Origin of the sequence: Paenibacillus sp. PK1-4R (assembly GCF_030369595.1) — a bacterium.
GTDB lineage: Bacteria > Bacillota > Bacilli > Paenibacillales > Paenibacillaceae > Paenibacillus.
Genome location: NZ_CP126535.1, coordinates 2,287,049 through 2,312,643, shown reverse-complemented (window position 1 = coordinate 2,312,643; position 25,595 = coordinate 2,287,049). Strand labels below are relative to the sequence as shown.

General features: G+C 45.5%; 24 protein-coding genes and 1 other RNA gene. 10 read left to right on the top strand and 15 right to left on the bottom strand.

Features of this window, described 5'->3' with window-relative positions; genetic code table 11:
* Positions 1 to 32: 32 nt before the first annotated feature.
* The 3 genes from QNO02_RS10145 to QNO02_RS10135 form a co-directional block, all read right to left on the bottom strand.
* Entirely contained in the window at positions 33 to 1,475 is a 1,443-nt protein-coding gene (locus QNO02_RS10145) for a L,D-transpeptidase family protein (protein WP_289391920.1), read from the bottom strand.
* Positions 1,476 to 1,692: 217 nt separating this feature from the next.
* Positions 1,693 to 1,935 carry a ferredoxin gene (locus tag QNO02_RS10140; protein ID WP_091032191.1) on the bottom strand — a complete coding sequence of 81 codons (243 nt, stop codon included), beginning with the start codon at positions 1,933 to 1,935 and terminating at the stop codon, positions 1,693 to 1,695.
* Positions 1,936 to 2,052: 117 nt separating this feature from the next.
* The gene (locus QNO02_RS10135) at positions 2,053 to 3,354 is read right to left on the bottom strand and encodes a DNA polymerase IV (protein WP_289392737.1); all 1,302 of its coding nucleotides are present in this window, start codon (positions 3,352 to 3,354) and stop codon (positions 2,053 to 2,055) included.
* A 530-nt stretch (positions 3,355 to 3,884) separates the two neighbouring features.
* On the opposite strand from QNO02_RS10135, the gene cimA reads away from it, so the two are divergent.
* A complete protein-coding gene (gene cimA, locus QNO02_RS10130; protein WP_100529309.1) occupies positions 3,885 to 5,504 on the top strand; it encodes a citramalate synthase in 1,620 nt (539 codons plus the stop codon).
* 120 nt (positions 5,505 to 5,624) lie between these two features.
* Here the strand turns inward: cimA and QNO02_RS10125 are convergent, their stop codons facing one another.
* Positions 5,625 to 6,176 carry a TlpA family protein disulfide reductase gene (locus QNO02_RS10125; protein ID WP_091032198.1) on the bottom strand — a complete coding sequence of 184 codons (552 nt, stop codon included), beginning with the start codon at positions 6,174 to 6,176 and terminating at the stop codon, positions 5,625 to 5,627.
* A 227-nt stretch (positions 6,177 to 6,403) separates the two neighbouring features.
* Between QNO02_RS10125 and QNO02_RS10120 the strand changes: the two genes are divergently transcribed.
* Positions 6,404 to 6,895: a M67 family metallopeptidase gene (locus QNO02_RS10120; protein ID WP_091032201.1), complete on the top strand. Its 492-nt coding sequence runs from the start codon at positions 6,404 to 6,406 to the stop codon at positions 6,893 to 6,895.
* Here the strand turns inward: QNO02_RS10120 and QNO02_RS10115 are convergent.
* From QNO02_RS10115 to QNO02_RS10105, 3 genes are read right to left on the bottom strand one after another with little or no spacing between them, the layout of a single operon-like run.
* Positions 6,881 to 7,618, bottom strand: coding sequence for an exonuclease domain-containing protein (locus tag QNO02_RS10115; RefSeq protein WP_091032202.1), 738 nt, complete (start codon positions 7,616 to 7,618; stop codon positions 6,881 to 6,883). The genes QNO02_RS10120 and QNO02_RS10115 overlap by 15 nt on opposite strands.
* Positions 7,615 to 8,700 (bottom strand): DUF294 nucleotidyltransferase-like domain-containing protein, encoded by a 1,086-nt coding sequence (locus QNO02_RS10110; protein WP_165980264.1) that lies wholly within the window; start codon positions 8,698 to 8,700, stop codon positions 7,615 to 7,617. The genes QNO02_RS10115 and QNO02_RS10110 overlap by 4 nt, the downstream gene beginning before the upstream one ends.
* A 41-nt stretch (positions 8,701 to 8,741) precedes the next feature.
* Positions 8,742 to 10,142, bottom strand: coding sequence for an ammonium transporter (locus QNO02_RS10105; protein WP_036609643.1), 1,401 nt, complete (start codon positions 10,140 to 10,142; stop codon positions 8,742 to 8,744).
* A 352-nt stretch (positions 10,143 to 10,494) separates the two neighbouring features.
* On the opposite strand from QNO02_RS10105, the gene QNO02_RS10100 reads away from it, so the two are divergent.
* On the top strand, positions 10,495 to 10,923 hold the full coding sequence (locus tag QNO02_RS10100) for a MerR family transcriptional regulator (RefSeq protein ID WP_017689377.1): 429 nt from the start codon (positions 10,495 to 10,497) through the stop codon (positions 10,921 to 10,923).
* A 28-nt stretch (positions 10,924 to 10,951) separates the two neighbouring features.
* Positions 10,952 to 11,632 (top strand): zinc metallopeptidase, encoded by a 681-nt coding sequence (locus tag QNO02_RS10095; RefSeq protein WP_289391919.1) that lies wholly within the window; start codon positions 10,952 to 10,954, stop codon positions 11,630 to 11,632.
* Positions 11,633 to 11,675: 43 nt separating this feature from the next.
* On the opposite strand, the gene gltC is transcribed toward QNO02_RS10095, so the two are convergent.
* Positions 11,676 to 12,587, bottom strand: a complete 912-nt coding sequence (gene gltC, locus QNO02_RS10090; RefSeq protein WP_062833647.1) for a glutamate biosynthesis transcriptional regulator GltC — start codon at positions 12,585 to 12,587, stop codon at positions 11,676 to 11,678.
* Between the two features lie 69 nt (positions 12,588 to 12,656).
* Positions 12,657 to 13,283 carry a rhomboid family intramembrane serine protease gene (locus tag QNO02_RS10085; RefSeq protein WP_036609651.1) on the bottom strand — a complete coding sequence of 209 codons (627 nt, stop codon included), beginning with the start codon at positions 13,281 to 13,283 and terminating at the stop codon, positions 12,657 to 12,659.
* A gap of 148 nt (positions 13,284 to 13,431) precedes the next feature.
* On the opposite strand from QNO02_RS10085, the gene tpx reads away from it, so the two are divergent.
* Positions 13,432 to 13,950, top strand: coding sequence for a thiol peroxidase (tpx, locus tag QNO02_RS10080; RefSeq protein ID WP_036609653.1), 519 nt, complete (start codon positions 13,432 to 13,434; stop codon positions 13,948 to 13,950).
* Between the two features lie 72 nt (positions 13,951 to 14,022).
* Here tpx and QNO02_RS10075 read toward each other — a convergent pair whose 3' ends face one another.
* The 4 genes from QNO02_RS10075 to cshA all read right to left on the bottom strand — a co-directional run bounded on the left by QNO02_RS10075 (position 14,023) and on the right by cshA (position 17,465).
* Entirely contained in the window at positions 14,023 to 14,415 is a 393-nt protein-coding gene (locus QNO02_RS10075; protein WP_017689382.1) for a DUF1499 domain-containing protein, read from the bottom strand.
* 181 nt (positions 14,416 to 14,596) lie between these two features.
* A non-coding RNA gene (ssrS, locus tag QNO02_RS10070) (6S RNA) lies at positions 14,597 to 14,788 on the bottom strand.
* A 51-nt stretch (positions 14,789 to 14,839) separates the two neighbouring features.
* Complete coding sequence (locus QNO02_RS10065; RefSeq protein WP_091032212.1) at positions 14,840 to 15,652, bottom strand: YesL family protein; 813 nt, start codon at positions 15,650 to 15,652, stop codon at positions 14,840 to 14,842.
* 217 nt (positions 15,653 to 15,869) lie between these two features.
* Positions 15,870 to 17,465, bottom strand: coding sequence for a degradosome RNA helicase CshA (cshA, locus tag QNO02_RS10060; RefSeq protein ID WP_091017518.1), 1,596 nt, complete (start codon positions 17,463 to 17,465; stop codon positions 15,870 to 15,872).
* A gap of 304 nt (positions 17,466 to 17,769) precedes the next feature.
* Here cshA and QNO02_RS10055 point away from each other — a divergent pair, with 304 nt between their 5' ends.
* The 4 genes from QNO02_RS10055 (at position 17,770) to QNO02_RS10040 (ending at position 21,856) form a co-directional block, all read left to right on the top strand.
* Positions 17,770 to 18,591: a YitT family protein gene (locus QNO02_RS10055; protein WP_036609659.1), complete on the top strand. Its 822-nt coding sequence runs from the start codon at positions 17,770 to 17,772 to the stop codon at positions 18,589 to 18,591.
* A 174-nt stretch (positions 18,592 to 18,765) separates the two neighbouring features.
* On the top strand, positions 18,766 to 18,954 hold the full coding sequence (locus QNO02_RS10050; protein WP_029880762.1) for a hypothetical protein: 189 nt from the start codon (positions 18,766 to 18,768) through the stop codon (positions 18,952 to 18,954).
* A gap of 163 nt (positions 18,955 to 19,117) precedes the next feature.
* Positions 19,118 to 20,299, top strand: a complete 1,182-nt coding sequence (locus QNO02_RS10045; protein WP_289391918.1) for a putative glycoside hydrolase — start codon at positions 19,118 to 19,120, stop codon at positions 20,297 to 20,299.
* A 204-nt stretch (positions 20,300 to 20,503) separates the two neighbouring features.
* Positions 20,504 to 21,856 carry an MATE family efflux transporter gene (locus QNO02_RS10040; protein WP_289392736.1) on the top strand — a complete coding sequence of 451 codons (1,353 nt, stop codon included), beginning with the start codon at positions 20,504 to 20,506 and terminating at the stop codon, positions 21,854 to 21,856.
* 83 nt (positions 21,857 to 21,939) lie between these two features.
* On the opposite strand, the gene pfkA is transcribed toward QNO02_RS10040, so the two are convergent.
* Positions 21,940 to 22,911, bottom strand: coding sequence for a 6-phosphofructokinase (gene pfkA, locus QNO02_RS10035; protein WP_091032214.1), 972 nt, complete (start codon positions 22,909 to 22,911; stop codon positions 21,940 to 21,942).
* Positions 22,912 to 22,964: 53 nt separating this feature from the next.
* Positions 22,965 to 24,044, bottom strand: a complete 1,080-nt coding sequence (locus tag QNO02_RS10030) for a tetraprenyl-beta-curcumene synthase family protein (RefSeq protein WP_176872705.1) — start codon at positions 24,042 to 24,044, stop codon at positions 22,965 to 22,967.
* 179 nt (positions 24,045 to 24,223) lie between these two features.
* On the opposite strand from QNO02_RS10030, the gene QNO02_RS10025 reads away from it, so the two are divergent.
* Positions 24,224 to 25,564, top strand: a complete 1,341-nt coding sequence (locus QNO02_RS10025; protein ID WP_289391917.1) for a polysaccharide biosynthesis protein — start codon at positions 24,224 to 24,226, stop codon at positions 25,562 to 25,564.
* Positions 25,565 to 25,595: the final 31 nt, after the last annotated feature.

Here is a 25,595-nt window from a genome sequence, read left to right as displayed (position 1 = left end):
CTGAATCCATCTGATTCTACATATCAAACAGATCAATTCAGCCAGTGATACGTTTTGTTCGGATTATTCTGCTTTGGAACAAGCGTATGCTGATAACGCTGCTTTGCTTCTGGAACAAGCGTCAGATCTGGCAGTACATCTTCTCCAATACGTACCGGAGTGCCTTGCGGAGCAAGAGCGAATAACTCTTCTACATCTCCTGTACGCATTCTCACACATCCAAGGGACTCATCCAGTCCGATACTGTCTGGCTCGTTGGTCCCATGGATGGCATAATTTGTATTCGAGAGCTGCATACCTCTGCTTCCAAACTCACCGTTCGAGCGCCCATTCGGATTGACCACTTTATCTGTAATGACAAATGAACCCTCCGGTGTTCGATCACCGCCAAGTCCCACATCATACATACGAACAATGGTATCCCCACTGATTAATGCAAGTTTATGTTTATCCTTATCAATGACAATCTCCAGCGGTTCCTGCAAAAAAGGCTGACCTCCCAGCGTATCTGCAAAAGCGGCATTTTTGCCTTGAGACGAATTCGAAGATGTTGAACCGCTCTCTTTACCATTTGAATCGCTCTTTCCTTCCTGTGCCTTTCCTTGATGCAAAGCTAACAGCTTCGGAAACATCTCAGTCATCCCTGGCGCAGTCTCGCCCAGAATATTATTCGGAAATGGCTGGGCCATTTGCGTTACACTCTTGGGCCAAGCGTCATTTTTTTTGCGATAGGCAACGATTGCACTTGATAATGATGCAGCGGCTTCCTGCTTGGCGGTCCACGCCAAGGCCATCTTTTTGATTTTCGGCGTAACTTCAGGAGGTTCACAGTTACATTGCTTGGCATCATAACTCTGTGCAGTTAATTTACCGCTTGTATTGGTTTGTACTATGTACTTCACAGGCATATTTCGCTTCCATAAAGACCAGTCATCCGAGGTTTGCATACCCAGTACAGCCGAAGTCTCTACTTTTGGGCCAGACCCGGACCAGGCAGCTGCGAGAGCAGCCTCGCCATGGTTGCCTCCACCAAATGCCGCAGCGGTGAACACATTACTTGGGGGAATGGATGCGGTCCTAGCCTGTTGTTCCGCTCCTACTGGGTCAGGGATTTCATCCGTGGATTCCAGTGCTGCTGACAGTGCATCGGCCGCTTCACGACTGAAACCCGGAGCGTCCGCAGGAGGCAGACCTGCCAGCACAAGCAGCATGAACAGCGTAAGCCACATTTTGCGTCTACGTTGTTTTTTCTCTTTTTGCTCAGACATCTCCACCAATTTCTCCTGATAGTCCACCCAGATGTCCGCAGGAGCTTTACTGCGTTCAAATGCCTCGTAAACCTCGCCCGCTTGCTGAAAACAATAATTGGCTTTGGCCTCCTGTCCTTCGCCCAAGTACTCCTTTCCAAGCAAGTACCAAGCCATTTTATTGTCTGGATGTTTCTTGACATATGTTCTTAGATGAGTATTTTGCATCCGATCCTCCACTATTCACCTTTTTCCGTATATCATTATATATCGGCATAACCAGGCGTTGAATCCATAGGACTTGAGTACCCGGTGGAAAAAAGGGTTTTCGACAATAATCGTCCTTGATTCACAGGTCATAAGATCACAGTTAAATGAAGACAAAAAAGCACCTTCCCTTGTCGTTAAGACAAAAGAACGTGCTCTGTGTTCATGCAAGAAATACTTAACCCTCTTTATTGAAAGGCTCATCCGCTACTTTGATTGAATCTGTAGGGCAACCATCGCATGCATCCTGCATATCGTCAAACAAGTCGTCTGGAATAGCTTTGATACCATGGTTAGCATCGCCGTCAAAGATAACTTCTGCCAAACCTTCATCATCGTAATCGTAGATGTCAGGAGCCGTTGCTCCACAAGCGCCACATGCGATGCATGTGTCTTTTTCAACCCAAGTATATTTACTCATTTACATTCTCTCCTCCTAAAATTCGAAACGTACAGTGTTTTTATCTAGAAACATATTAATACAAAGTAAGGATAATTACAAATCATTTTGCAACCACAAGTCTTTATTATCCCCTATTTAATCAAGACTTTGCAAGTTATCTTTTTGCAGGGAAGTACCGCGCACTTTATGATTACGAAGCAGCACGGAAGGATCGTCTCCAAGCATACCTGCGGTCACAACAGCATTCTCACCAAATTTATCACGTAACTGATCCATAATCCGAATCAGATTGTCCTTCTTGGGCTTCTGCTCATATTCGAACAAGTCCATCTGTACAGCGGATTCCTCTCTTGGAATCAGGTTCTGAAGTGTCACACCGAGCATGCGTACAGGCTTGCCACTACCCCAATGCTTCTCAAATAGTTTACAGGCCTCACGGTAAATGACCGCTGCATCCTCCGTAGGAACTTCCATTAGACGTGATCGGGTGATTGTCTTCATATCCGGTGTGCGGATCGTAATCTGAATCCCCTGGCTGAACATTTCGTGCTTGCGCAACCTTCTGGCTACCTGATCACTTATATTGAGGAATACCCGATGAATCTCATTCATATCCGATACATCCGCCGGTAAAGTGGTTGTATGCCCAATGGATTTATTGGCTTCCCGTTCCGCGTGAACTGCGGAATGGTTAATGCCATTCGCAGAATTTTTGAGCCATGTTCCATTAACTCCGAATAGTTCGGTCAACATGTTCTCATCCGACTTGGCCAATTGACCAATCGTTTCAATGCCCAGTTTTTTCAGCTTTTCAGCCGTTTTTTTGCCAATGCCAAACATCTCGTTGCATGGTCTGTGCCAAAGAATCCGGGGTACGTCCCTCATGCGTAAAATGGAGATACCGTTCGGTTTTTTCAGATCCGAAGCCATTTTCGCCAATAATTTGTTGGGTGCAATGCCAATGGAACATGGCAGCCCCAATTCATCCTTGATTCTACGCTGAATGCTCTCCGCAATCTCCATTGGATTCCCGAATTGCCTTGAACCTGTAATATCAAGATAACATTCATCAATGGATGTAGCCTCAAGTTGAGGGGTATAACTATACGCAATCTGCATGAAAGCTCTTGAATATTGACGATATAAATGAAAATCAGGACGAATCACAATGAGATCAGGGCACTTTTTCATGGCTTGGTGGACAACCATACCTGTTGAGATGCCTCGATTACGAGCGGCATATGAGCAGGTTACAATTACACCCTTTCGCAGTTCACTGCTGCCCGCAACGGCCGTTGCTTTTCCTCTATATAAATCTGGTTCCTCGGCTTCATGTACAGAGCAGTAGAAAGCATTCATATCGACATGCAGAATCACCCGTCCGGCTGTAGGGTAGTATTGATCCACATTCGCTGGAGGATTGCCGTCTGAAGACATCATGAACCCCCGCCCTTTCTTGCACACTAATTAATGAAACGAATTTCTTTCTTCTATAGTATATCAAACCCGTTATGTTAATTCAGTCACGAACATTTATTTTCTGCGAGAACTGATCAGAGACCGAATAATTAACCAGCCTACACTCACAAAAAGGATCAATGTGATCAGCGCAATAACCGTATTTTCCCATACAAAACTCAAAATCAACCCTCCTTTTCTTCCATATATTCCAATTAAAACTCAATAATAAATTATAACATACATCCGGATTATCATTAACATCCTTCTTTTTGCTCTAAAATCCGTTAATTGTTACATGAAACTGCGATTTCTATGTAGCATTTGGCTATAATGGTGCTATAATAATTAATTATACAAATTGACGACTTTAGGACAAATCAGCGCACCCAATTTAACACAGTGTAGCGTTGCCGAATCGAAGGATTCGTCCACTAACGTACTTAACAGCTTTCCCAACTTACAATCCAATCTTTTAAAAGAGCGCTTTATCTCAAAGGAGGATCTTCATGTCAAAGGCCATTTCCATCTTCGATACGACTTTACGTGACGGCACACAAGGGGAGGGTGTCAGCTTATCGGCAGACGACAAACTCAAAATTGCCAAGAAGCTTGATGACCTGGGTGTCCATTATATTGAAGGCGGAATTCCCGGCAGCAATACCAAGGACATTGAGTTTTTCAAAAGAGTCAAGGAATTAAACCTGAACGCAAAGGTTGTTGCTTTTGGCAGTACCCGCCGTAAAGGCAGCGTTGCTAGTGAAGACGCCAACCTGAAGCGCATGATCGAATCTGGTGCTCAGGCTGCAACCCTGGTCGGTAAATCATGGGACTTCCATGTGCATACCGCTTTGCAGACTACATTGGAAGAAAACTTGTCCATGATCTATGATTCCATCGCCTATCTGAAACAAAATGGTATGGAAGTGATCTTTGATGCAGAACACTTCTTTGACGGATTCAAACATAACCCAGAGTATGCTCAAGCGGTCTTGACCAAGGCTCACGAAGCTGGAGCGGACTGGCTCGTCATGTGTGATACCAACGGCGGGACCATGCCAAACGAGGTACATGAGATCGTATCCACACTGCATAGAAGCCTGCCTCATGCACATCTCGGCATCCATACACATAATGATTGTGAACTGGCTGTAGCCAACACACTCAGCGCTGTACAAGCCGGAGCCCGTCAGGTTCAAGGAACAATGAACGGTTATGGAGAGCGTTGCGGTAACGCCAATCTCGCGTCCATCATCCCGAACCTGCAACTGAAACTTGGCTATGAATGTGTTACTGAGGATTCCATGAGACAACTTACAAACGTGGCTCGTTATGTTAGCGAAATTGCCAATGTAAATATGCCGATTAATCAGCCTTATGTCGGCAATGCTGCTTTTGCTCACAAAGGTGGAATTCACGTCTCTGCCATCCTGCGGGATTCCCGTACCTATGAACACATCGTGCCTGAACTGGTTGGTAACAAACAACGTGTGCTGGTCTCGGAACTTGCCGGACAAAGTAACATTGTATCCAAAGCTCAGGAACTGGGGCTTGAGTTCGATCCAAGCAGTGCCAATTCACGTCAGATTATTGAGAAAATTAAAGACCTGGAGCATCAGGGTTACCAGTTCGAAGGTGCAGATGCTTCGCTTGAATTGTTAATTCGTGAAGCGAACGGTGACATGAAAGAATTGTTCACTTTTGAATCATTCAAAATGCTTGTAGAGAAAACGGCGGGAAAATCTGTTGTTTCCGAAGCTTTTGTCAAAGTGAATATCGCTGGAACAAGCGCTTATACCGCTGCTGAGGGCAATGGTCCGGTTAACGCACTCGATAATGCGCTTCGGAAAGCGCTGGTGCAATACTTCCCTTCACTTGCCAATATGCATCTGTCAGACTACAAAGTGCGTGTACTGGATGAGAAAGATGCCACAGCCGCCAAAGTTCGTGTATTGATCGAATCCAAAAATACGGAAAATACATGGAACACAGTTGGTGTATCCGAGAACGTAATTGAAGCAAGTTGGGAAGCTCTTGTACACAGTTTCCGCTATGCTTTGCTTCAAGAAAAATTGCAGGATGAGCCGGGCACACTCCCTATTCCTGCTCATGGGATAAGTAATCATTAAAGTGTATGTTCAAAAAAGGCTTTTTTTGAACAGGCTCTTAAAGCTTATTTCCCGGAAAATAAAAAGGAAGCCTCTGCACCCATGATTCATGGATGCAAAGGCTTCTTTCTTTGCAGAAAATTAATTCGCAATTAACTTTTCAATCTTACGCTCCAACTCTTTTTCGGGCAGTATGCCCAGAACAATCTCCTGTATAACTCCTCTGGAGTCAATCAGAACATTCGTTGGAAAAGCCACCCCATTGTATTGAGCATACACAGTCCCCTTCTCATCCAAGGGAATAGGGAATGTCAGTTGGTACTCATCCACAAAAGCTTTGGCATCTTTGAGTTTATCGTATGACGTTACATTAACCCCATACATGTCAAGCTTATCCTTGTATTTCGCAGCCATTCTGTTCAGCTCTGGAGCTTCCTGCTTACACGGCTCACACCAGGATGCCCAGAAACTGACGAACGTGGCCTTATCTTTGGCACCGCCCACACTGTACGTCTTTCCATCCATTGCTGTCAGAGAAAAAGCAGGTGCCAGAAGACCCGCACGTGGTCCCGTCTCTGTAGGCATCGGTTCTTCCTGCTTAAAGACGGCTGCAATGCCGTCACCCGCATTCTGGGCCAGTGCAATACCAACCAGCAAGACAACACCAAGGAGTATGTATATGTTTCGTTTCATAACCAGCCACCCTTTTATATAATTAGCATATTGAAACTGAAACCGTAATTTCTGCACATGCTAAGTGTTTTACCACGCTCTATCACAGTTCACCAGAACATGATTGCCAAATGTTCTCTTTATTATTGTACCCTTTTCCTTTAAAATTTTACAATCCGGATTACAGAAAATAAAATGAAAAAGGACTCCTGCCTAAGCAGGAGCCAAAGAGAGAGGGGTGAATACAAATGGCAGCACTTCACGGGCAGCAAAACGTCTTCTACATCCCTTCTTCCGTAGAACAAGAGATGTCAAAGCACATGTTCCTTTCGCTGCCGCAAGAAGCCTGCGGGGTTATGCTGGGTGAAACCGCAGCGGGCGGTATACGAATCAGTCGGTTTCAGCCCATTCGTAACGTAGCACCTGACCCGCTGCACCATTTTACTCTGGACGATGCCGAATGGATTCGGTGCGTATTCTCCGAGCCCAAGCTCATTGGTATCTTCCATTCTCATCCGGAGACTAGGCCTGTTCCTTCCTTAGAGGACTTGCAAGCTCTTCCGGCCTTCGCCGGTTTGCTTCAGATGTACCTCATCGGCTCACCCGACCTAACAAGCGGGTTGCGATCTCATATGCATCTGAACGGTTATCTGATTGAACCCTCGAAAAAACCGCAAGATCCGGCACACCGCGTTGTGCCTTCATACAATCTGCTTCCCGTTCCGTTATGCGTGACTTAGCTGGGTATACAAATCACCCAAGGTCTCCACATTTTTACGCATCATGTCCTCCAAATAACAGGACCATAATTGTGCAGTCATTTTGGAATCTTCCAGTGCATGGTGACGCCCATAGATCGGAATGCCTCTGGATTCCAGCAATTCATCCAGACCATACCCCGGCCTGCTCGGTTCAAGCCAGCGGGCCAACATCATCGTATCGATTAAACGATGTGTCAGCCTTACCTTTGAAGTCCGCCACAGAGCCGCATTCAGAAAAGCTCGGTCATGCGCACTTGCGTGCGCAATCAGAACATTTCCACCTACAAAAGACATGAAATCATGCAGCCCTTCCAGCAAAGTTGGTGCGTCCAGCGTCATCTCCTGCGTAATACCTGTAAGTTCAGTAATATGTTCCGGAACCGCAGTCTTGGACTGCACCACCGTATAGAACTGTTCTCCTTCCAGTACCACACCACCATGTATACGGACCGCACCAAATGAGATAATCTCATCCCCATGCTGGGGCGAAAAACCCGTCGTTTCCAGATCAAATACAACTGCGTCCAGCTCATTTAGAGGCGTATGCAGAACCTCAGGTCTGCGCTGTTCTCTCATCATAGAGCGGATAAACGCCATGTGTTGCGCCGTAGGGGCTCCCATAATGGAAGCGATGGCGGAAGGAACCCCTCCCTGACGCAGCGAATTCCAGAATCCTGTATTGCCCCTTGCCGGCTCTCTCATGGACGTCTCCTTTCTGCAAAACGCAACTGTCTTTGCAAAGCACGATGCACTCGTCGTACCAACCCGAGCGTATCCCTGAGCTCATAATGAATCTGCTTTTGTTTCATCTGTTTCTCATCCAGGAACCCGCTGCTATGTTGCAAATCTCCTTGGATGACAACCGGTGTACTTCGGCGAAACTTCAAAGCGGCTAAGAAGGCCCGCTGGCATGCATCCAGTAATGTAAACGGAACAGCTTCAAGTGAAGTCAATCTCTCCATTCTTTTTAACGTCGATGACTCCTTGATCCCATGTTGCAAAGCCAAATAACGTGCACTGTTCACCAGCGGAATGTACAAACCATACTTAACATCAAATCCGCCTGCATGTTCACCAAATCGTTCAGTAACCACACGTCCAAGTACATTTAATGTAGCTTTATGTTTAACCGTATTGCGAAGAACTGCATCCGAAAGTTCAGGAACCAGTCTGAACTGTTCATAAAAACTCGTGATCCATTCCTCCGCCAGACTTTGCTCACCTGCAACAAAACGCATGTCTGAAGCAATAATGAGATTACGAACGGGCTCCCAATTCAGATCCGAGCTCCAATCTGCTAATTGATGCTTCCATGACGCCAGCGTTTTTCTCCAGAGTGGCTCAGAGCACATGACTTTGCCTTCGCATTTGGCGTAACCAAGCTCTTCCAACATATCCGTCATTCGCTGTCCGAGCTGAGCAAAATATTCCTCTTTACCTTCATGCGGAGTATCGCTAATGATCATGCCATTATCCTGATCACTCCATAACGTTGCTTCTTCCCTGCCGGAACTGCCAAATACGATAAAGGCATAGGGGACGGGAGGTTGGCCGAAGCCTTCCTCAACCATCCCCTGAATGCATAACTCTACTGCTTTCCGTGCAATCCGGTCATGCAGTTCATTTACCGTTTGGTACCACTCGATCGGCGACAAGGAAGCGGACAACAATTCCTGGAGCTCGTTCTGTAATATCACACGTGCCTGGCGCAGTTCTTGAGAAGACACCGCACCATCGATTCCCTGATAAGACCAGGAATAGTTTGTATACGAGATGGGTTCCATCATGTCCAGCCTCCTTGAAGCATGATTCAGCATCATTCACCTCAGGAGCTGAACGTACCACCATTGGATTTAGAATCTACATTTTTCATTTGTTCAGGGTATCCGTAAGTACCGTGCTCACTGATATCCAGACCCATTGTTTCTTCTTCTTCAGTAACACGGATGCCCATGATTGCTTTCATTCCGCCCAGAATAATGAAGGACATTACCAGTACGAAGGCAAAAGCACCTGCCAGACCGAGAAGCTGTACGCCCAATTGGTGGAATCCACCGCCATAGAACAGACCCGCTTGACCTACACCAGCATTCTCGGCAAGTTCAGGAGTAGCGAACAAGCCCGTGGAGATCGCACCCCACATACCCGCAATACCATGCACGGAGAAAGCGTAGATTGGATCGTCAATTCCTTTACGATCGAAGTACTGTGCTGTGAAGAATGTGATGATACCCGCCAGAGCACCGATAACCAGCGCTGCCCAAGGTTCAACGAATGCACATGCTCCTGTAATTGCAACGAGTGCCGCAAGCACACCGTTTAACATGCTAGGAATATCAGACTTACCAAGTACTGCCCATGAGATCAACAGCGCAGCAACACCACCGGCTGCAGCAGCTACGTTAGTAGTTAATGCAACATAACCGAAGAATCCATCCCCCATGGCAGATAATGTACTACCTGGGTTGAATCCGAACCAACCGATCCAGAGGATAATAACCCCGAGTACGGAATACACTTGGTTGTGACCTGGAATGATGTTAGGTTTGCCGTCTTTGTTATATTTACCAATACGTGGTTTCAACAAGATGGTCGCTACCAATGCTGCAGTCGCACCAGTCAAGTGAACAACCGTCGATCCTGCAAAGTCTTGCATACCCAGCTCAGCCAACCAGCCGCCGCCCCATACCCAGTGAGCAACAACCGGATACATGATAATGGTATAAAGAGTACCGAAAACAATATATACGCTCATCTTTGCACGTTCAGCCATACCACCGCAGGCAATGGCCAGAGATACCGCCGCAAAGGCGAGGTGGAATACGAATTTAATAGTCAGTGGAACATCGGAGAAAGCCAGTGATTCGAAGGAAGCAGCCATCTTGTCACCACTCAGGAAGAATCCTGTTGTTCCAAAGAAGCTGTTACCATTACCGAAACCAAGACCGAAACCCAAAGCCCAGAAGGCAATAACTGAAATTCCTAATGTCAGGATGGTCTTACCCGCAATGTGTCCTGCATTCTTCATTCGTGTTGAACCCGCTTCGAGTAAAGCAAATCCCCCTTGCATCAAGAACACCAGTACAACAGCCAGAAACGTAAAGGCTGAGTTCAAACCACTTTGAAGTTCAATGTTAGTCGGACCCTCCGCAGCCGCAAATGCGCTGACCGGAAAAGCGAACAAAGTAAGCATTACTAACATGGAAACCAACCATTTCTTTCTCATATACCCCACTCCCTCTTATGTTAAGTTTCTTCACATAACGTGAAACTCTTAATGTCATTATAAGCAGAAGAGAGGAAAGTTGACAAGAGTATTTTCATCAAAACTGAAAATTATTTCTGGGAATAAAGTCATACGTCTTTTTCTTGCACTTAAGTACATAATCACATTCTATGAGTACATAGATATAGAAATGCAGTATGCTGATTGCCAAAGCATAACGTTTGACTGTACGGTTAAAGATCATGTATCATACTTATTAGTAAGAAAAATTGGGCGTAGTCTAGAAATTCACAAGTGGAAACTACAATTCCCTACATTTGAACTTGCAAGCGAGGTGAATATCATTGGGGATATGAAACTTTTTCGGATTGGCGAACTTGCCAAGACCGCTGGTGTTAGTGAACGGACGATTGATTATTACACAAAGCTTGGACTAATCGCTCCCGAAGAACGTACACAAAAAAATTATCGTCTCTATAGTAATGAAACTTTAACGAGGCTTGAACGTATTGTACAGATGAAACAAGAGAAGTATAGTCTCGACGAGATTAAGCAATCTCTTGAGAAGTGGCGTCTGGTTAGTACAGAAGAACAAGTTGCCAGCAAACTGACAACGTTGGAGCTTCATGTACAACAACTTGAGCGAGAGGTTAACGAACTCAAACCGCTACTTGGAGAGATGAAACCTGTACAAGCACGTAAAATGATGGCAGGACTCCTCACCAAAAGTGCCGGTACAATGGAGGCACTAAAAATCTTGCTTGAGAACACCATGATGTAGCTTATTTTTAGAAAGCGGAGGAATGAATATGAGTTTTAATAACGGTATGTTCGTATTGATCATTATCGCCTTTTTGCTCTCTTTATGGGCGCAATTTCGCGTTAAAGGTACGTTTAGACGTTGGTCGGAGGTACCGAACCAGAACGGAATGACTGGTTACGATGCCGCTCGCCAGATGCTTGATGCTAACGGCCTGCACGATGTTCCAATTGAACCTGTACGCGGCACGCTCTCTGATCACTATGATCCGATCAATCGGATTGTACGTTTATCAGAACCAGTATATTATGAAAACTCAATTTCAGCTGTTTCGGTAGCGTGTCACGAAGTTGGCCACGCCATTCAGCATAAAGAAAGTTATCCGATGCTGGCACTGCGTCACCGGATCTTCCCAATTGTGAACTTTGCATCCGGATTAGCTCCATTCCTGTTGATTGCAGGATTCATCTTCAATGCCATGAACCTTGTAGGTATCGGTATCATCTTCTTCTCCGTAACTGTAGCATTCCAACTCATCACTTTACCGGTTGAGTTCAATGCAAGTAATCGCGCTAGAGAGATTATGGTATCCGAAGGGTACATTCGTAATGAAGAAGAAAAAGGTGTTGCAAAAGTTCTGAATGCCGCAGCCTTGACTTATGTTGCTGCAGCGTTGATCTCACTGCTTGAGTTGATTCGTTACATCGGAATCTTCAACAGCCGCGATTAATCAGATACCTAATACAACAAAAACAAAAAACAATACCCCACCGTTAATCGGATGGGGTATTGTTTTGTTGTAAACCAAAATAATGAAGCAAAAATGAACGAAAGGACTGGGCAACCAGCGGCAGCTTGTCATCCGCACGGTGAATCAACCCAATGGTCCGTGTTACTTTGGGATGAGAGATGGCCACATGTGCCGGTTGCAACGGGTTCGTCTGGAATAACGCCATCTCAGGCAGCAGACTGACCCCCATGCCCGCAGCAACCAATCCGCGGATAGTGTCGGTCTCTTCCCCTTCAAAAGCAATCTTGGGTGTAAAACCAGCTTCCAGACAGGCATGCCACACAATAGGACGAAGAGAATAACCTTTGCTAAACAATACAAATTTATCATCCTTGAGCTGTTCAAGCGCAATTGTCTCTTCACCAGCTAACGGGTGATTGGGGGGAAGGATGGCATGTAATTCTTCCGTAAGTACAATATCACCATCTACTTGATCATGCTTCTCTGGAAAAGGAGAAATAAATGCCAAGTCTACCTCACCCGATAATACATCACGAATCAGTGTAGGGAACATCCCCTGCTTAAATCTGAATTTCACGTTGGGGTAGCGCTGACGGAAAGCAGCCACCACGGAAGGAATGAGATGAATCCCCAGGCTATGCGGAAATCCAATTCGAATCTCCCCATGCTCCGGGTCCAGAAACTCATGAACTTCCCCGACTGCCTTGTCCAAATCTTTCAAGATACCTTCAATTCGTTTGCAAAAAAGCTGCCCTACTGCAGTCAACTGCAGATTTCGTCCCTTTTGCATAAAAAGATCCACGCCCAGTTCTTCTTCCAGCTGATGAATCTGACGACTCACCGCCGACTGTGCCACATGCAACTCTTCAGCAGCCTGTGTTACATGTTCCTTCTGTGCCACTTTCAAAAAGTAATGCAACTGTCTTAATTCCACTCGCCTGATCGCTCCAATCTGTTATACCCTACTTATCCTTGATTGCATTCCATCTTGAGAACGTTCTGACTACCGCTTTAAGCTACGGGGTTTCCACAACCTGATCAACAGTCCGTAAATAAAGAATCCACCCAACAATCCTCCGAGGTGAGCCATCCAATTGATGCCCGACATGGCGAAGGAGAATATGATTCCGAACAAAAGCAATGTGTACATCGTTTTGCGCGAAGCCTCATCCATCATCGTTCGCTGGAACAGTGCTACATACAGGAATGCACCATAGACAGCATAGATCGCTCCTGAAGCCCCTACCGAGATGGTAATACTCCCAACGGAGTTGTACCACGCAACAGCAAGAATATTACCCAATACACCGCCACCCAGGTACAATACACCATACCTTACCGACCCGAGCAACCGCTCCATCGGTGGTGCAAATACGATTAACGCAAAGCTGTTAAACAATAAATGACTGAAGCCCGCATGCAGGAACATGGATGTAATGTAACGCCACCATTCATGTGCGAACAGTTCATGATTCGTGAGTGCCCCAAATTTCAGCAGCACCATATTGTTCGTTGATCCACCGTTCACCGTTAATACAATAAACATGACTACATTGGCAATTAAAAAAAGCGACGTCAAAGGGAAATACTTCAAATAACCTTTCCAGTTCTCATAGCGAATAAATATCATAAATTTCTTCTTTCACTCCACCCTGTTCAGATCGGACTTACATCTCTGATCCATCGTAATGGTACATGCCCGAATTGGACAATGCCTTTCATAAAAGATTATAATGGATTTTGGCACGGATCACCAATTTATAAGGAGGAACATTATTATGACACAAGAACGTACAGGCGCAGCCACATTTAAAGGCAACCCTATTACATTGATCGGACCCGAACTGAAAGTGGGCGATCAAGCACCTGATTTTACACTGAGCAAGAACCTGGTTGAGGATGCTTCCCTGAAAGACTTCGCAGGCAAAATCAAATTAATCAGCGTTGTTCCTTCCCTGGATACTGGCGTATGCGATGCGCAAACTCGTCGTTTCAACGTGGAAGCTGGAGAACTCGGAGACAATGTTGTTGTCTTGACAGTCAGCGTTGACCTTCCGTTCGCTCAGGCCCGTTGGTGTGGAGCAGCTGGTGTTGACCGCGTAGTTACATTGTCAGACTACAAAACACGTTCTTTCGGTGAAGACTACGGCGTTCTGATCAAAGAATTCCAACTCGACATGCGCTCCATTTTTGTTTTGGATGCCGAAGACCGGATTACATATGTGGAGTATTTGCCTGAAATGACAGACTCCCCTAACTTCGAACAAGCAATTGCTGCTGTAAAAGCTTTGCTGTAGAAGTTATCATACGTTCAGAACAAAAGCGAGGAAGGTTAACCTTCACTCGCTTTTTGTTATTTATCATCTATTTCAATCATTTGCTTTATACTTGCTTAGCTTTTTATCGAGTACAGAGAATAAATTCATAATCGTGCGATAATTGGAACCCAAGTCTCCAAGTGAACCACGTGAAGCTGAATACATATCCACCGCACTACGAACAGGACTTACCGAGATAATGGAAACTGTAATATCCATCGTCCGTCCAAAGGTAGTCCGCTTCTCCAGAATAACTTCTCCAACAGAAGGCACTTCATGCAGCACTTTATAACCCGGAATCTTTTTGAGTGTCGAAGAGACCTCTTCCCAGGCTCTGTCTTTGGATAAGTTATAATACCGTGTTTTTAATTTGGGATCCTTGGCTCGATCGCTGGTCCCCTCCATGCTGCGGATGATACCGACGAGCGTTCTCTTTAAGGTCAAGACCCTTCCTCCTTTGAATGTAACCGTTCCATTTATGTATCTTAGTGTAACATTGTTCAAGTAGTAACAAAAGGGCAAGCATCATATTTATCGTAAAACCAATCAAAAACATTCATTACAACTTAAAAACACCCTGAAATTCCTTCTGAAGAGGAAAAGTCAGGGTGCTGTACATAAGATTTAGGAACCCGCCTATGCCGTCCGGCTACATTGTCTTATGAACCTGCTTGGCAGGTGGGTGACCGCAAAAATGCTTTTTGAAGTCCCCATGTCGTATAGACAGGGCTTTTCAGCAACATTCTGTGTTGATCTCCCGAAGACATCATCATTGGTTCAAAACAACGAATAACCGAAACGTACATCGCAGGATGTACAATTATTATATCCCTAACTGTGTAAAAAGTAAATGGCGATCCATCATGTTTTATTTTTGCAATGTAATGTTTTTGTCGTCTGATGGCTCAGATGTTTCACCATTCTCTGCTGATTGTTCAGCCAGCGCAGCAGCTTCCTCTTCTTCCTTCTTGAGTTGCAACTTCTCCATCTGCTCCTGCATCTTGTTGAAGGTTGCGTAGAAGTTAAAGAAAGCGAACCAAGCAATGATGCTGATAATGAAGAAAACGAACAAGACCGGATAACGGAAACCGATGTAGAACAGCAATCCACTTCCCAGCAATGTGGAAAATACACGGAATGGTCTGATCAGCGTAAGCAATACCGCGTTTTTGATAATGAGTCCGATGGACATATGATAGTGTACAACCATCGAGAAAAAGTTAAAGAGTGATACAAATAACAAGAGAAGCAGTACTAACATGATGATTCCCACGAGCTGCATATTGCGGAACTGCGTCATGTACACTGTATAATCCAGATACATAATCGCGAACAGCAGTGTGTAAAAAATGCCCCCAATTAAACTTTGCTTGTAGTTTTCCTTGTAACCTACAAAGAAAGTACGGAAGATCGGTACATCCGTATCGCCCATATTCCATTTACGAACAACCGTAAACAGCGCCGAAGTCGCCGGGAACAGTGTAAGCGGTGCCACAATAGCTATAGCCCAGTTCATTTGCAATGATTCGTTTGCGAGGTTCTGCTGCATCACGAGCAGTTTCATAATCAAGAAAAACAAGAACGGAGACGAACAAATAGCCCACAACAGATTGGTTGCGGCCAGTCTCGTAATCCACTCTGTAAGCCGGTAGATCCCACCCATAGCTCCTTTAAATTCCAAACATTTCTCCTCCTCTGCAGCCTTGCGTATTACCTGAAGTCTAATATTAATATACCTTATTATAGATAGGAAAAGCCAGTACTTCCCGAAAAGAGATCGTCATTGTCCTTAACTAGCGCTTCTAGCCGCTTCTGGCAGTGAAATAAATGATGCAGTAATTTTGAAAATAAAAAAATGGAGCAGTTGCCCGCTCCATTTTTCAGATTATACGTTTATATTACTCGAAAGAAGAATCTTTGGCTGGACGACGTCCTTCGTTACTGCTTGGACGTGGTTTGCGGTCACGGTTGTAACCACCTTCTCTGCTTCCACCACCAGTGCTGCTGCCGCTGTTACGATCACGGTTGTAGCCACCACGTCCGCCACCACTGCTGTTGCGATCACGATTGTAACCACCACCACTGCCGCCGCTACCACTTGTGCGGTTACCGCTGTAACCTGATGGTTTACGTCCGCCAGAGCGAACATCCGGTTTACGACGTTTTGCACGGATTGGATCTTCAGGAGTCAGATCAACTTGAGCATCTTTCTTGTCACCTGTCAGGAGCTTCAGTGCAGCCGACAACAGTTGAACAGAATCATATTGCTCAAGCATTTGAATCGCAATACCTTTGTATTCGTTCAGTTCACCTGATTGTACGATTTCCAGCAAGCGCTCTGCTGTCAAACGTTGTTTACCTTCAACCGCTTCTGCCATTGTTGGCAGTGGTTTACGTGGAATACGGTGACGTGTTACACGCTCGATGAAGTGCAAGTGATCAATCTCACGCGGTGTAACGAAGGACCAAGCAGCACCCTCTTTACCCGCACGACCTGTACGACCGATACGGTGAACATAACTCTCCGGATCTTGCGGAAGGTCAAAGTTAACAACGTGAGTTACACCAGATACGTCGAGACCACGTGCAGCCACGTCTGTTGCAACGAGTACGTCAATGCTGCCGTCACGGAACTTACGCATTACCGCATCACGTTGATTCTGGGACAAGTCACCATGAAGACCGTCTGCAGAATATCCACGTTTTTGCAAAGCTTCAGCCAATTCGTCAACACGACGTTTTGTACGTCCGAATACGATCGCCAGTTCAGGAGATTCCATATCCAACAAACGGCTCAATGCTTCGAATTTTTGACGCTCAGGTACTTCGATATAGGATTGGTCAATCAATGGTGCACTAACATGTTTCGGAATCACAGAAATGTGTTCAGGATTGTTCAAGAATTGTTGTGCCAATTTTTGAATGTTAGGAGGCATTGTTGCTGAGAACAGCATGGTTTGACGCTCGTCTGGAACTTGTTTCAGGATGGATTGGATATCCTCCATGAAACCCATGTCGAGCATTTCATCTGCTTCATCCAGTACAACAGTTTGTACATCATCTAGTTTGATTGTTTTGCGGTTGATGTGGTCAAGGAGACGTCCAGGTGTACCAATGATGATCTGTGGTTTTCTTTTCAGTGCACGGATTTGACGCACGATATCTTGTCCGCCGTAGATTGGCAGGGAGCGAAGACCTTTGAAGCGAGTGAGTTTTTCGATCTCTTCAGCAACTTGAATGGCAAGTTCACGTGTAGGTGCCATAATAAGGGCGCGGATTTTCTCATCACTTTTTGTGATTTTGCTGATCAACGGAATACCGAATGCAGCTGTTTTACCCGTACCTGTTTGAGCTTGACCAATCAAATCTCTGCCTTCGAGTGCCAAAGGAATCGCTTTGGATTGGATCGGTGTTGCTTCTTCAAACCCGAGCTCAGTGATGGCTTGCAGCACCAGTGGTTCAAGATTGAAATCTGTAAAGTTTAAATTTGTCAAAATTATTCATGCTCCTTTTATATGGTGGACATGGTGGACAATCCACTTTGTTGTCTGTATTCTTAAGTAGCGTTAATATTTATAGGGTATCCCAACGGGACGAATTATTTTCATAACGAATATAATTCCATGAATGGGTCCCCAACATAAGACTAAAACTACATACATGTGTTTGAAACATTTCAAAATTTTATTGCTCCATTTAGGAAAAGTTTCCTACTCAAGAATATCCACAAATTATTATATCACAAAACAATTCAAGATTACCAGCAATCTGGTTTTAAATATAAATGAGGTGATTAAATTGCCCAAAATAATTTGGCACTCTTTAGTGATCATTTTGGGTGCTGCAGCTATTGCCTGCGGCTTTAACTGGTTTTTGGTCCCCCATCAGCTTTTAAGCGGCGGGGTGTCCGGTATTTCAATGCTTCTGGGTTATTTTACAACGTTGAATCTTAGTATAATGTATTTTGTTCTTAACATTCCCCTGCTCATTGCAGGTTGGTTTATTCTTGGACGACGCTTCATTACATTAAGTATTCTTTCGGTAGCAGCCACCTCCTGGTTCATTGCGCTTCTGCCTGTTTTTGCTGTGGCTACAGACCCTTTACTTAGTTCTGTATTTGGCGGTGTGCTTATTGGAATGGGCACTGGTGTTTCCTTCCGAGTCGGCGGCTCCACAGGAGGACTCGACATTGTTGGGTCCATTTTCACGCGTAAACGAGACTTTCCGATTGGTACAGTGATGGCCGGTATGAACGGTACGATCATTATGCTTGCAGGATACCTGAGTGACAATTGGAATACAGCCTTGGCCTCCATGGTATCCATCTACATCACAGGCAAAGTGCTTGATCTGATCCATATCAGTCACGTCAAAGTAACACTGTACATCATTACAAACGAAACCGAAGCCATGTTAAAAAAATTACTTGTTCGGCCTCGTGGAGTTACCAAAATTAAGACTCAGGGAGCATACACGGATATTGAAAAGGACATGCTCATGACCGTAACTACCCGCTACGAGTTGGTTGAAATTAAACGTATTATCAAGGATACAGATCCAAACGCTTTTGTTAACATTGTGGAAACGGTTGGTGTTATGGGTTCATTTCGCAGAAGTTGAGACACCTGTACGGTTAACAATTCACAACATTGTGGTATAATAACGGTGTACGGCTCCTAAATATGTTGTATAGCAGGTTCAACCCTTCAATTTCACAGGCCATATGCTTTCCCGAATCGCGCCGAATGACTTACCATTTTGGAATTCGAGTAGGAAAGGGTGATTATTGTGGATATGGAAACGGTAAAACTGTTTGAGATTGTCAACAGATGGTGCCCGGAAATGCTCCCTTTCTTGAAACCGAATGAACTCGACTCACTGATTGTCCTCCGGGATGGGCTGGGCATCCTGGAACAGGGAGACGCAATGGAAATCATTCAGTACAGTATTTGTGAGCATCAAAATGAGATTTACATTCAATAATTTTTTTCAGATTGATCACGCCGCTTCTTGCAGGGGATTTCCTCAGCAGGAAGCGGTTTTCATTTTTTCCATGTGTTTCATTACTTGATTAATATGGTTAAAAGCCCAGAGGCTTTAATGTATAATTCATACATGGAATGCACACATAAGGGAGTGGAAATGAATGAACATGTTTTGGGCTTTACTGGCTATGGCCTTTGGAAGCTTTGGTGGTGCCCCCGCAGTGGCAGACCAGGGAAACCCTAAATTCCAATCGTTAACCAACAGTTTTAACACCGCAATTATTCAATCTCAAAAAGATCAGGTTGTAATCGATGCCGATAACCCACCTGCCAAAATGGATCCTCAACCTGATGCACCTGTGGTCAAAGGTATTTATGTAACGGCCTACAGCGCAGGCGGCGCACGTATGAAAGAATTGCTGGAACTGACAGACAGTACAGAACTGAATGCCATGGTCATTGATATCAAAGACGATCTCGGATACATAACTTACCCCACAGAAAACAAAGCGCTTCAGAAAATGGGTAAATCCCAACCTTTTATTCGGGATATCGATGCCTTGATGAAACGATTGCAAAAACATGAGGTCTACCCGATTGCACGTGTCGTTGTATTCAAAGATACGATTCTTGCCAAGAAAAATCCGGAGCTCTCCTTCCGTAACAAGGATGGATCTGTCTGGGCAAATGGCAAAGGCGATAGCTTTGTGAATCCGTACAGCAAGGAAGTATGGGACTATAACATTGAGATTGCCAAGGAAGCTGCCAAGCTTGGATTTAAAGAGATTCAATTTGACTACGTTCGTTTCCCGGAAGGTTTCGAAAATCGAGCCGATGTACTGAAATATACCAAATCCGACAAGTCACGAGTGGATGTTGTGGCTGAATTCGTGCAATATGCACGCAAGGAGTTGGCCCCGCTAGGGGTCCGTGTCTCAGTTGATATTTTCGGTTATGCCGCTTCTGTACCTGCGGCTGAAGGCATTGGACAGGATTTTGTTAAAATATCCGAAAACGTGGACGTGATCTCACCGATGGTATACCCTAGTCACTATTCAACTGGCTGGTATGGGGTCAAGGACCCTGACAAAGATCCTTACACAACCATCAAGGGCTCAATGGAAGATACACACAAGAAACTAGACCCTACCAAAGAACTCAAACCCGTCATTCGTCCGTGGATTCAGGACTTCACAGCAAGCTGGCTGGGCAGTGGGCATTATATCAAGTATGGCAAGAAACAAGTGGAAGACCAGATTAGAGCGATGAAGGACATGGATGTGCATGAATATCTGCTCTGGAATGCGTCCAACCGTTATACATCAGGTGTACAATATAAGTAATCCGCACTCTTTCATACTTTTCATTTCATCCAACCTCGTTCTGCTTGAAGCGGAGCGAGGTTTTTTGGTGTTCATTTTTCTCTGTACACCCCTACTCTGCTTCTGTCCCTATTCAAATTGAACAAAATCCTCTACAATAAGTAGCTGTCCATATATGACACTTGGATGACATCTATTAAGAATAGCGAGGCACTGCCAGTGAACATGAACACAACAAGTTTTTCCCAAAAAGTGAAGCAATTCCTGATTATATTTTTGCCCATCTTCACCACTCAAATCGCCCTCTCTGCCATGTCGTTCTTCGACACCAATATGTCAGGCAAGTTTTCTCCGGCCGACCTTGCAGGAGTTGCAATTGGTACAAGTCTATGGATGCCAGTTCAAACTGGACTAAGCGGGATTCTAATTGGCATAACGCCTGTTGTTTCCCATCTGCTGGGTTCCAAACGTAATGATCAGATCGGGTATAACGTCATCCAGGCGTTGTATCTCGGGATTGCTGTCAGTCTCGTAGTGATCGGAGCCGGGGCGTTGTTACTTGGCCCTATACTGAACGGAATGCCTCTTGAACCCCGAGTTGCCCAAGTTGCCTTCTATTTTTTGTGCGCACTTGCTTTTGGCATTATCCCGCTCTTCGGATATACGGTGCTGCGCAGCTTCATGGATGCGCTGGGCCAGACAAGGACTACGATGTTCATTACGTTGGTTTCCCTGCCCGTTAACATCTTTCTAAATTATCTGCTGATATTCGGCCGCTGGGGCTTTCCACAATTGGGCGGTGTTGGTGCTAGTGTTGCTACAGCATGTACATACTGGCTGATCTTTCTTATTAGTCTCTGTTTTGTCCATCGGGTCGAACCTTTCGCTCAGTATGGCATTTTCCGTCAATGGACCCGTGTATCATTGTCCAAATGGAAAGAGTTACTTAAGATTGGAGTGCCCATCGGATTTGCGACTTTTTTCGAAACGTCCATCTTCGCTGCTGTGACTTTAATGATGAGCCGTTTCGATACCACAACAATTGCTGCCCACCAGGCGGCGCTGAATTTCGCTTCTACGCTCTACATGTTGCCTGTGAGCATATGTATGGCTCTTACGATCCTTGTGGGCTATGAGGCAGGTGCGGGACGTCTGAGAGATGCCAAACAATACAGTCTGCTTGGAATTGGTGGAGCCATCGGCCTCTCACTGCTGACAGCGATCGTGTTGATTGTGTTCGGCGAACAGATTGCAGGCGTGTATTCAAACGATCGAGAGGTCATTGCACTTACGCAGCATTTCCTCATCTACGCCATTTTCTTTCAGATCTCGGATGCGATTGCTACACCGACCCAAGGAGCATTGCGTGGCTACAAAGACGTTAATCCTGCACTGATCATCACGTTCGTAGCGTATTGGATCATTGGCTTGCCTGTAGGTTATCTAACTGCTACGTATACTTCACTCGGTGCCTTCGGATACTGGATCGGCCTCATTGCCGGCCTTGCTGTAGGAGCAACAGCGCTTCTCTGGAGACTCTTCCTGGTACAAAAACAAGCCGTACTCCGCAAGGCGTAGTATTAATATACTCACTCTGTGAAACAACAAAAAGAGCACAATCCACGTTAATGCGGGATTGTGCTCTTTGTTTTTGAATCGAATTATTGGGACAAACGTTGTGCGAGCTGGTACGTTTCCATATCGAAATCTTTTTTTGTGTTAACCACTTTATCAATATCTGTCAGGGTAAGTTCACCCTTAATAATGCCACAACCTTTGTCTGTCTCGCCTGCGATCAGACTACGAACAGCGAAGTCGCCAAGACGACTTGCCAGGTTACGGTCGAAAGGTGTTGGCGTACCCCCACGCTGAATGTGACCTAGAACGGTTACACGTGGCTCATACGTTGGGCAACGTTCCATCAGTTCTTTTGCTACATCCTCACCTTTGCCTACGCCTTCTGCAACGATGATAATACTGTGACGTTTGCCATGTGCAAAGTTAGCTTTCATCCGATCTGCTACTTCGTCCATGTCAAATGGAACTTCTGGGACAAGAATCGTTTCAGCACCGGAAGCAAGTCCGGCATGCAGAGCGATATCTCCACAGTGGCGACCCATAACTTCAACGATGGAAGAACGTTCGTGTGAAGACATCGTATCACGTAATTTGTTTACTGCATCAACTACTATGCTTACAGCTGTATCAAATCCGATGGTATAGTCGGTGAAAGAAACATCGTTATCAATCGTTCCTGGCAGACCCATGGTGTTAATGCCCAGCTTGCTCAGTTTATTCGCTCCGTTGTAGGAACCATCCCCACCGATAACAACCAGACCGTCAATGCCACGCGCACGCAGAATGTCCGCACCTTTTTGCTGACCTTCAGCGGTATAGAACTCCTTGCAACGTGCCGATTGAAGAACCGTTCCCCCACGTTGGATGATATCCCCTACACTCCGCAAATCCATTGGGAAAATGTCATTATTCAAAAGACCCTGGTATCCACGTTGAACTCCAAATACTTCGAGACCGTGAAACAGTCCGCTGCGAACAACCGCACGAACAGCCGCGTTCATCCCCTGTGAATCACCACCGCTCGTTAATACTGCGATTTTCTTTACTGCTGTCATGATGTTTCTTCCTCCTCTAGTTTCACTTCAGGCTCCGCAATATCACACCTGACTTACATATTTTTCCGTATCCAGCGACTGAAAATGAAGAAAAATATTCTTGTGATCGGACTATTTTTCAGCAGACGTTTGGATACAACGCGAACTTCCTGTTGTTCGCTGACTTTGGGATCAGACAGGTAAATGGCAATCAGTCCTTCGATGATCATCCGGTGAAAGGAGCTTCCCGGAATCTTCTGCACATCGCTGCGTGCCATCTCCACAATAAAAGCAATTCGGTCCAGCATTGTCTCTACATTCTCATAATAGTTGCAGAAGTTGAGATCTCCCCCGATGCGGTCCTCATCCTGATCAATTAAATAATCGAGCATAATGTGCAATGCGCATACATGTGGGAAATAGGCCGTGTGGATCGAGGCCGCTTGCTCTTCAGTCAACTGATCGTCACTCGCAGCCAGAAACAGCATGAAAACGCCCAGTGTAGAGCCAGTTGCAGCAGCAAATTCGTTCCAACGAAACTGAGGTGTGCGATGCCGATGCTCCGACCACCATTCGAGCAGTGCCGTTTCTCTCAGTTCCGGCTTGATATGCTTATATACCTGCAGGTCCGTGTATAGGCCTGCCAGATCCTGAATTTGGGGCTTGGCGGACGTATAGCCCGGTAACTGACGGGTCAGTTCCTGACATGTGGTCACCAGATTCCGCAGATATCCACCGTCATCTTGCTCCTCACGAAGGGCATAATAATTGACGGGAATTGCTTCGGGATCTACCGCATCAAGCATGGATTGATGGAGAAGACGAAAGTCATCCGGGTCCATCGACGTGCTGCGGTCGCACAGATTGTCCAAATAATCACTAATAGTTTGATATGAAACGATCAGCGGAATCAGAATGTGTCTGTTGGGCAAATCAGCTAATGCGTAGACGGTTCCGCCTTCACAGTGAAACTGTTTATCCTTCAGACTGGCAAGTGCCTGTGTACGCAATTCCTCATTCGGAATCGCCTCAGCTTGAGCACGCCATCCATTCAGTGCCTCCCGTGTTTCCGGAATGGTGTATTTGTACACCCCTCTCATCAATGCCAGCGGTCCACGCGGATATTGATGACGTTTTCGATTTGATTGGCTCAAAATAAATGTGCCTCCACTTGGTTGAATACGTATTAGAGCGATTTTTAACCATTCCTATTATAATATGATCCCCTTAATTGTACAAATGATCTGCCGCATATTCCGCATAAAAAATCGCATCGGCGTTCAATGCTTTGTGATATACTAGGCATATTTCATCCATCAAAGGAGTCGTTGACATGTCGTCAAGTGAATCACTTTCGTGGAGACGGTTATTTTCTTTTTTTGTGCCACTTGGCATTTCCGCCTCTCTCGTCACCATTTCTCACGTCATCATAAACAGCACATTAGCACGTTCCGCTCATCCCGAGACGGTTATTGCCAGCTATGCCATCGCCGGTAGCTTGTTAACCCTCACGGAACGCCCCTCCACCCTGCTGCGGCAAACCTGTTCCGCACTGGTTCGCGATCGCCTATCCTTTCAGGCCCTCACGTTTGTGACCAAAATATTTCTTGCCTGTGTGCTTCTCATTGGGTTTCTCATCGTATACTCTCCCGTTGGTACCGGGGTGTTCAAATACTTGTTTGGTGTAAGTCCGGATCTGCTGAACAAAGTCATCGACGTATATGAAATTCTCATGTATGTGAGTATCTTTTCAGTGATCCGCAACATCTATCAGGGGATCATCATTACGAATAACCGCACCAAGTGGTTAACAATCGGCATGGTATTCCGTTTAGCCGGCATGTACGGCCTATCCCTCTACTTCATATATACAGACAGCATTGACAGTGGACGTGTAGGCGCTATCATTTTTGCTGCTGGCATGATGATTGAAGCGCTGGTCAGCTTTCTGGAGGGAAACAGCATCAAACGCAAGATGCCAGCCAAGCTTGAGGATCATCCCGTCGAGAGCAAGGGAGACGTATTTCGCTTTTATAAGCCGCTGTTGTTATCCAGCTTTGTAGCGCTGTTCATAGGACCGGTTATTAACATCGTACTTGGCAAAACGACCGGGATCGCACTAGCCATTTCGTCCTTTGCCATAGCAAGCAGTCTGATGCAGTTGATGCTAAGCTTCTTTACATACATCCATCAGATCGTGCTGAATTTCTACCTTGTGGACGCCAAACTGGTACGGAAATTCGCACTTGTCACCGGATTTATTCCGTTTGCGATGATAGTGTCGATTGCCTATACCCCCTTGGGACCTTGGGTACTCGAAAATGTCATGAGCGTTCAGGGTGAACTGTTGGAACAAAGTCTGTGGACACTGCGTGCGTTTGTCTTATTTCCGCTGATCTTCCCTTTTCTGGATTTCAGCAATGGTCTTATTCTGCTTCGCGGTCAGACAAAAACGATGTTTCGTTCGCAAACGGCGAATGCAATCTGCACGGTAATTGTGCTGCTTATACTGGTTAGTATTTTCCCTGCGTGGAACGGTATGATTGGCGCTGTAGCCCAATCCCTTGGCCTGCTCGCCGAACTTATCATTGTCTGGCTTGTCATCCGGCGCACGAAGCAGGAACCTACGATGTCTGTGCCGAAAGCCCGTAAATCAACATCCCTGAAAGGGTAATAAAATCATTGAATTGTTATCAGGATTGGAG

Coding starts and splice junctions, on each gene's coding strand:
- QNO02_RS10145 (WP_289391920.1), bottom strand. CDS start 1,475: ATGCAAAATACTCATCTAAGAACATATGTCAAGAAACATCCAGACAAT.
- QNO02_RS10025 (WP_289391917.1), top strand. CDS start 24,224: ATGTCGTCAAGTGAATCACTTTCGTGGAGACGGTTATTTTCTTTTTTT.
- QNO02_RS10135 (WP_289392737.1), bottom strand. CDS start 3,354: ATGTCTTCAGACGGCAATCCTCCAGCGAATGTGGATCAATACTACCCT.
- QNO02_RS10115 (WP_091032202.1), bottom strand. CDS start 7,618: ATGAGAGAGCCGGCAAGGGGCAATACAGGATTCTGGAATTCGCTGCGT.
- QNO02_RS10040 (WP_289392736.1), top strand. CDS start 20,504: ATGAACACAACAAGTTTTTCCCAAAAAGTGAAGCAATTCCTGATTATA.
- cimA (WP_100529309.1), top strand. CDS start 3,885: ATGTCAAAGGCCATTTCCATCTTCGATACGACTTTACGTGACGGCACA.
- QNO02_RS10045 (WP_289391918.1), top strand. CDS start 19,118: ATGAACATGTTTTGGGCTTTACTGGCTATGGCCTTTGGAAGCTTTGGT.
- QNO02_RS10105 (WP_036609643.1), bottom strand. CDS start 10,142: ATGAGAAAGAAATGGTTGGTTTCCATGTTAGTAATGCTTACTTTGTTC.
- QNO02_RS10085 (WP_036609651.1), bottom strand. CDS start 13,283: ATGATATTTATTCGCTATGAGAACTGGAAAGGTTATTTGAAGTATTTC.
- pfkA (WP_091032214.1), bottom strand. CDS start 22,911: ATGACAGCAGTAAAGAAAATCGCAGTATTAACGAGCGGTGGTGATTCA.
- tpx (WP_036609653.1), top strand. CDS start 13,432: ATGACACAAGAACGTACAGGCGCAGCCACATTTAAAGGCAACCCTATT.
- QNO02_RS10095 (WP_289391919.1), top strand. CDS start 10,952: ATGAGTTTTAATAACGGTATGTTCGTATTGATCATTATCGCCTTTTTG.
- QNO02_RS10100 (WP_017689377.1), top strand. CDS start 10,495: ATGAAACTTTTTCGGATTGGCGAACTTGCCAAGACCGCTGGTGTTAGT.
- QNO02_RS10120 (WP_091032201.1), top strand. CDS start 6,404: ATGGCAGCACTTCACGGGCAGCAAAACGTCTTCTACATCCCTTCTTCC.
- QNO02_RS10050 (WP_029880762.1), top strand. CDS start 18,766: ATGGAAACGGTAAAACTGTTTGAGATTGTCAACAGATGGTGCCCGGAA.
- QNO02_RS10110 (WP_165980264.1), bottom strand. CDS start 8,700: ATGGAACCCATCTCGTATACAAACTATTCCTGGTCTTATCAGGGAATC.
- QNO02_RS10125 (WP_091032198.1), bottom strand. CDS start 6,176: ATGAAACGAAACATATACATACTCCTTGGTGTTGTCTTGCTGGTTGGT.
- QNO02_RS10140 (WP_091032191.1), bottom strand. CDS start 1,935: ATGAGTAAATATACTTGGGTTGAAAAAGACACATGCATCGCATGTGGC.